Annotated in this window: 7 protein-coding genes and 2 pseudogenes (2 of these 9 only partly in view); 4 read left to right on the forward strand and 5 right to left on the reverse strand. The window is 65.5% G+C overall.

The genetic code is table 11. The features are described from left to right. Positions 1-188 (reverse strand): annotated as a pseudogene (locus A2X88_06235) (hypothetical protein); it reaches 244 nt to the left of the window's first position. 128 nt (positions 189-316) lie between these two features. Between A2X88_06235 and A2X88_06240 the strand changes: the two are divergent. Continuing rightward, on the forward strand, positions 317-631 hold the full coding sequence (locus tag A2X88_06240) for a hypothetical protein (GenBank protein ID OGP33005.1): 315 nt from the start codon (positions 317-319) through the stop codon (positions 629-631). 87 nt (positions 632-718) lie between these two features. On the opposite strand, the gene A2X88_06245 is transcribed toward A2X88_06240, so the two are convergent. Next, positions 719-1672, reverse strand: coding sequence for a hypothetical protein (locus A2X88_06245; protein OGP33029.1), 954 nt, complete (start codon positions 1670-1672; stop codon positions 719-721). 142 nt (positions 1673-1814) lie between these two features. Here A2X88_06245 and A2X88_06250 point away from each other — a divergent pair, with 142 nt between their 5' ends. The 3 genes from A2X88_06250 to A2X88_06260 are packed head-to-tail and all read left to right on the forward strand — an operon-like array spanning position 1815 to position 4925. Continuing rightward, positions 1815-2549 carry a hypothetical protein gene (locus A2X88_06250; GenBank protein ID OGP33006.1) on the forward strand — a complete coding sequence of 245 codons (735 nt, stop codon included), beginning with the start codon at positions 1815-1817 and terminating at the stop codon, positions 2547-2549. Positions 2550-2578: 29 nt separating this feature from the next. Then, the gene (locus A2X88_06255) at positions 2579-3904 is read left to right on the forward strand and encodes a hypothetical protein (protein OGP33007.1); all 1326 of its coding nucleotides are present in this window, start codon (positions 2579-2581) and stop codon (positions 3902-3904) included. Between the two features lie 34 nt (positions 3905-3938). Then, positions 3939-4925, forward strand: a complete 987-nt coding sequence (locus A2X88_06260; GenBank protein OGP33008.1) for a hypothetical protein — start codon at positions 3939-3941, stop codon at positions 4923-4925. A 2-nt stretch (positions 4926-4927) separates the two neighbouring features. Here A2X88_06260 and A2X88_06265 read toward each other — a convergent pair whose 3' ends face one another. The 3 genes and pseudogenes from A2X88_06265 to A2X88_06275 all read right to left on the reverse strand — a co-directional run. Continuing rightward, positions 4928-5371, reverse strand: coding sequence for a hypothetical protein (locus A2X88_06265; protein OGP33009.1), 444 nt, complete (start codon positions 5369-5371; stop codon positions 4928-4930). A gap of 63 nt (positions 5372-5434) precedes the next feature. Next, positions 5435-5848: a hypothetical protein gene (locus tag A2X88_06270; GenBank protein OGP33010.1), complete on the reverse strand. Its 414-nt coding sequence runs from the start codon at positions 5846-5848 to the stop codon at positions 5435-5437. Positions 5849-5927: 79 nt separating this feature from the next. After that, positions 5928-6267: pseudogene (locus A2X88_06275) on the reverse strand (hypothetical protein) (it continues 1559 nt past the right edge of the window).

The following is a 6267-nucleotide window of genomic DNA, read 5'->3' on the forward strand; positions in this document are numbered from 1 at the left end:
TGGAGAGATGAAAGCAGGGAGAGGTTCCGGTAGACCGTGGAGGCATCGGGCTTGGGCGCGGGGAACCGGTCGAGGATCTCCCGGGGGGAGAGGGGAATCGGGCTTTCCGTCAGGATCCGCAGGATCTCCCCGCGTCCCCGCGTCGCGGGAACCCCGAGACTGCGCAGCCTTTCGGTCGCGGTGCCCATCGAACCTCCTGTTTGCAACTATATTGCAAACGCAACTATTTTGCAATCATTGCCAGAAAGGTTCCCGCGGGGGAATCGCACGGGATTCCCCTGCATCCTAATTTGAAACGGGAGTACGAGGAGGCCACGTGAGAACGATACTTGCCGTCGGGCTGGCAGGGTTGCTCGGAGGGCTGCTGTTCCTTGGGATGCATGAGGAGGTGCCGTTCACCACGCCGGCGTCGAGCCAGATCTTCATCCACGGGACCCCGGTGTGCGTCACCCAGGAGGGGAATGGAATCGTCGCCAGGCTGGGCGAATGCGCGGAGACGAAGGTCCGTCCCGACGAGACCTTCCCGGGGAACGTACCGTTCCACGGGCGTCCCGGCATGAATCTTCCGCCGGGGCACCCGCCGATCGACGGGGGATTCCCCCCGGAGGAGAATCGACGCGTGCTGATTTAGTCCGGGAAACGCCGACCATGGAAACGATGAAGGGGGCCCGGAAAAGGCCCCCTCCGCATTTTGGGCGAGGACTGTCCGGCAGGGAGGTCAGAACTTGTAGATCATCCGGAAGGTGGTGCGGTTCCCCTGAGGCCGGTTTTCCACAGAGGATTCGAAGGCGGTTTTCAGCGCGAACACGAAACCGCTTTTCGTGACCCAGTGGATGGCCGGCCCGATCGCGAACACCTGTTCCTTCCTTCCGGACACGTCGCTCCCGTTGAACTGGGTGTCGGTCAACTGTTTGAGGTAATATCCGGCGGCAGCGACCCGCAGGTTCTTGACGACCTCGTACTCCAGCGAGTAGTTGCAGTGGAACAGTTGCCCGGGCTTTACCTCCTTGACGTTGAAGGGGGGGGCCTGAAGGACTTCCCACGGGTCGTCGTTCTTCGTGTTGTAGGTGTAGTGCAGCCGCCAAGACGTGGATAGCTGGGGGGTCAGAAACCAGGTGAAGGCGTAATAAGGCTCGATCGTCAAGATGTTCGCCCCCGGGTTGATCGTGTATTTCCTGTCGTAATGCCCGGTGGGCAGGAAAAAGTCGAGTTCGAACCGGTGCAGGAAGGGCCGACCGAGAAGTTTATGGGGGAACCACTGGATGAACGGGCCGATGATGAAGTCGCCGATGGCCCCCGGATTCGCGGAGATGGGGGGGCCGCCGGGGCCGAATGTACCCCCTGCGGTGAGGGACCCGATCGGCAGCAGGAAGTCGATTCCGAGATTTCCTCCGAGCAGTGGGATCTTGGATATATGCGCCAGCTGGTTCATCGCGAGGACGAACCCGTTGCGCGGGCTCCCGGGAATGCCGTCCCCGTTCTCGTCCTTGAACTCGCCGGACTGGTAGATCTGGATATACTCGAAGAAGTAGGTTCCCGGTCCCGGAACCGCACCATCCAGCACGTCGGTCAGGCCGAAGTTCACGAGCGGCTGGTCGAACGCATGCGCCGGGCCGCCAAGGAGGCCCGCGAGAAACAGTCCAATCAGCAGTGCCAGCGATCCCCGTTTCATCATCCCCCTCCAGAGTGGAAATTATTGGAAGCCCTTGAACCTGCTTCACAATACATATCCGCGGGGGGCAACTCCGTCAATCTTTTCTTTCGCGGACCCAGGAACTCCCCTGCTACAATGGTTCGCGGAGGAAGGAGGGGGATTGGCGTTCTACACAGACCTGAGCGACGTCTACGACGCGCTCTTCCCGGTTTCCGAGGCCCAGAAGGCCCTCTTCGACAGGATTCTCTCCTCCGGTCCGGTCCGCCGGGTGGCCGACGCCGGCTGCGGCTCCGGAGCGCAGCTTCTCCCCTTCGCGCAGGCGGGCGCGGAGTGCATCGGGTTCGATCCCGATCCGGCCCTGGTCGCGTTGGCCCGGAAGAAACTGGGCCGCTGGCCGGCTGCGCGCGTCGAGGTCGGCGGCTTCGCCGACACGGAGAGGCTGGTCCAGCCTCCCGCCGACCTCCTGCTCTGCCTGGGGAACTCGCTCGTCCATGTCCCGCAGGAGGAGGCGGCCCGGTTTCTCCGGGACGCCTGCGCCGTCCTGTCGGGAGGAGGAAGGCTTCTCCTCCAGATCCTGAACTATGATCGGCTCCTGCTCCACGGCGTGACGAGCCTCCCCCTCATGACCGTCGCGGACGGGGCGGTCGAGTTCCGGCGCGGCTATGCGTGGGAGGGGCCTCGGAAAGTGAGGTTCCGGACCGCGCTGCGGGTCTCCACCGGGGGGCAGCCCCGGATCTTCCACAACGACATTTCCCTCCATCCTCTCTACCCCGACGAGCTCTGGGAGATGCTCTCCCGGGCCGGGTTCTCCGACATCCGGTTCACCGGAGATTTCGCCGGTTCGGAATTCTCCCCGGACTCGGAAGCGCTGGTCTCGCTTGTGAGGAAGCCGTGAGGGAAACCGGTCGGCGCGGCGCGGCATGGGTGAGGATCCTGGCCGGGGCCGCCGCCGCGGTCGCCGTATGGGGGATCTTCCGGGGGATCGGGGAGGCGAACCGGTTCCATCTGCGCCCCCCGGGCCGCGATCTCCCGGAGCAGGAGGAGGGAGCGGTCGCCCATGGAGCCACCCCGGGGGAGCTCCATCGTCTCCTGGCCTCAGGCAAATCGGAGGGGACGACCGAGACGGGGACGAAGATCGTCCTGACGCTGGACGAGCGGCTCCAGCGGGACATCTTCGAACTGTTCCGGAAATACGATCCCCCCTACGGGGCTTTTGCCGCGCTCGAGCCGGAGACGGGCCGGGTCCTGGCGCTCGTCGGGTACCGGAAGGGGGGGGAATCGGACCCCTGGCTTCCCCTGAAGGCGCTCTATCCGGCTGCCTCCCTCATCAAGGTGGTCACCGCGGCGGCCGCGCTCGAGAGGGGGACGATCACCCCCGGGGAGGAGATCGTCTACCGGGGGGGGATCTACCGGATCACCCGGAGGAACATCCATGCGAAAAGGGGGCGCGGAGCCTCCGCGATGTCGCTCGAGGAGGCGATCGCCAAATCGGCGAACAGCGTGTTCGGCAAGGTGGCGGTGAACCACGTCGGCGGAGAGGCCCTCGAGGAGTACATGGAGAAATTCGGGTTCGGGCAGCGGATCCCGTTCGGGCTTCCCGTCGAGGTGAGCCGGGGGGAGGTCCCCCGCGACGAGTACAACCTGGCCCGGACCGGGGCCGGCTTCGGCGAGGTCTACGTGTCGCCGCTGCACATGGCGATGGTCATGGCGGCGATCGGCTCCTCCGGCGAGATGCCCCAACCGTTCCTGGTCGAGCGGATAGAGGAGCCGGGGGGAGAGGCGCTTTACGAGGCCAGCCCCTCGAAGTGGCGCGACACGGTGACCCCGGAGACGGCCGAGGCCCTGCTCCGGATGATGGTGAAGACGATCGAGATCGGGACCTCGCACCGCGCCTTCGGGTCTCCATCGTCCACCCCCCTGCTGCAGGACATGGAGGTGGCCGGGAAGACCGGGTCGGTGTCCGGGTGGTCGCCGCGGATGCGCTTCGAGTGGTTCGCCGGGGTTGCCCCCGTGGAGGGGCCGATGCTGGCGGTGGCCGCCCTGGTGGTGAACAGCAGCCGCTGGAAGATCAAGGGGAGCTACGTCGGGAAGGAGGCGTTCAGCAGCTATTTCGGGTATCCCCACTCGAACCCGCCTTCCTACAAGAAGGCGCGGGGGAAGAAGAAGGCAGGCGGCAGAAAGGGAAGCCGGAGCAAGGCTCCCGGGAAGCCGACGAAGCCGGCGGCTCCAACCGGGAAGCGTCCGCGGTGATCCCCGGGAATTCTCCGGCAGGAGGAACCAACCGATGGAATTTTCCAGGCTGATCGCGGCGAGGCAAAGCCGGCGGGCCTTCTCGGAAAAGCCGGTCGAGCCGGAAAAGATCGAGCGGATGGTCGAGGCGGCGCGCGGATCGCCCTCCTGCGCGAACCGCCAGCCCTGGCGCTTCGTGATCGTCGGGAAGGACGATCCCGCGCGGGCCGCGCTCGAGGGGGCGCTCGACCCGGGGAACGGCTGGGCGAGGAAGGCGCCGGTCCTGATCGTCGCGGGCGCACGGAAGGAGGACGGCTCCGTCGTCGAAACGCGGGAATACCACCACCACGACACGGGACTGGCCACGATGGGCCTGCTCTGCCGCGCGGTGGACCAGGGGCTTCTCGTCCACCCGATGGCGGGATGGAAGGAGGCCCCCCTGAAGGAGGCGCTCTCCCTGCCGGAGGATTTCCTCCCGATTTCCGTGATCGCGGTCGGGTACCCGGGAAGGCACGAGGAGCTCGACGAGGAAACGCGGGAGAAGGACGAGCGGCCCCGGACGCGCAAGGATCCCGGGGAGATCGCCTTCCGCGGCCGGTGGGGGGAGCCGTTCCGGGGGACGCTTCCCAAGGCCCCGGCGAAGGTCTTCGAGACCGACATCCCCCTGCGGTTCGCCGACATCGATTCGATGGGGCACCTGAACAACGCGGTGACGCTCACCCTCTTCGAGATCGGCCGGGCGAAATTCTTTGCCGAGGTGCTGGGGGCGAAACGGGTCGAGGACTACGAGTTCATCCTGGCGGAGGCGACCGTCCGGTACCGGATTCCGATCGTGCTCCAGGACCAGGTTCGCCTCCGGATGCACGTCACCGACGTCGCCCGCAGCTCCTTCCGGTTCCAGGCCGAATTGTTCGACCCGCGGGAGGGGCGGGTATTCACCGAGGCCGAGACGGTCCAGGTGATGTACGACTACGCGAAGGGGCGCGTCAAGCCGATTTCAGAAGCGTTTCTCAAGAAGGTCAAGGACTACATCGGCGGATAGTCCTACCTCACCACGATCGTCCCGGTCATCCCCCGCTCTGCGTGTCCCTTGACCGTGCAGAGTAGGCCGTAGTTCCCTTTTCGGAGAGGGACCAGGAACCACTCGATCGTCTTTCCGGGGTAGACCTCGACCGCGGTGAAGCGGGGCGCCTTGACCTCCCCGTCGGACGACTGGACCTTGCGGCTGGCGATGGTCCCGAAAAACTCCTCCGCGACGAAATAATGGGGCTCTGTCCCCTGGTTCCGGAGCACCAGCTTCGTGGGGACCCCTTCCCGGAGCGCCACGGCGGATGGGGTGAACGCATGCTCCGTGAGCGTCACCGTCACGGTCTCCATCCTCGACCAGTCCGCGGCCGCCAGCGCCCTGGAGGCTTCCGTCTCCTTCGCACCGCTCGCGGTCGATGCCGCCACCACCAGTGCGAAAACAAGAACGAGCCGAGTCTTCATCGATCCACCTCCCTCTCGACCTCTCCGACTCCGTCCCGTGATAGAACGAGAGGAGGCCGGCACCTACTTCCCGCCCTCCGGCCCCGCCTTCACCTGGAAGGTTCCCTCCATTCCCTTGCCGCGGTGGGTCGTTCCCAGCAGCGAATGGTCGCAGTAGAAGAGGTAGGTTCCCGCCACAAGGGGAGGAAGCCGGAGGATCGTTTCCCCTCCCTTCTCAAGTTCCTGTCGGAACAGGATCTTCCCGTCGGGCCCGGCCAGGACAAAGGAGTGGGGGATCAGCGTCGCTTCGTTGGCGACCCGCAGGACGACCGGTTCGGCTTCCGGTAGGTCCAGGGTCGCCGGCTCGAAGAAATAGCTTCCCGCCCTCAGGGAGACGATCCGTTCCCCCGGCCGGGGGGGGGCCGCCTTTTCCCGGACCTGGGGAGCGGCGCACCCCGCCGCCAGGATGAAGCATGCCGCCAGGAACCGCCGGTTCATTGGAGACCTCCCGGTTCGTTTCCCGTTCGATGATCTCCGGAAGGGGCGAGATTCCCGGCGACCGGAAGTAATCTCCCGATCAGAAGTAGAAATTTACGGAGAATTTCCCCTCGTTGTAGTGAAGTCCCGGGGAAACGGTCCGGCCGACGTCCAGAAAGATCGCCCGGCGAGGGCCGAGCGAGATTCCCTGGCGGAGGATCGCCGAAAATTCCCGTCCCCGGCTTTCGTCTCCCAGGACGCCTGCCATCTGGCGCACCGCAAGAAAGGTTTTCCAGGAGCGCGTCATCGGCCTCAGGATGCCGGCTGACAGGCCGACTCCCGCCGCGTAATCGGGGCGGTACCTGCCGGCGACGTTCACCTCCGTTTCCACCAGAACGTGGACCAGTCCGAGAGGGCGGATGTCCCAGGCCATTCCGCCC

Source organism: Deltaproteobacteria bacterium GWC2_65_14 (genome assembly GCA_001797615.1).
In the GTDB taxonomy this organism is placed as follows: Bacteria; Desulfobacterota; Deferrimicrobia; order Deferrimicrobiales; family Deferrimicrobiaceae; genus GWC2-65-14.

Coding starts and splice junctions, on each gene's coding strand:
- A2X88_06270 (OGP33010.1), bottom strand. CDS start 5,848: ATGAACCGGCGGTTCCTGGCGGCATGCTTCATCCTGGCGGCGGGGTGC.
- A2X88_06245 (OGP33029.1), bottom strand. CDS start 1,672: ATGAAACGGGGATCGCTGGCACTGCTGATTGGACTGTTTCTCGCGGGC.
- A2X88_06265 (OGP33009.1), bottom strand. CDS start 5,371: ATGAAGACTCGGCTCGTTCTTGTTTTCGCACTGGTGGTGGCGGCATCG.
- A2X88_06260 (OGP33008.1), top strand. CDS start 3,939: ATGGAATTTTCCAGGCTGATCGCGGCGAGGCAAAGCCGGCGGGCCTTC.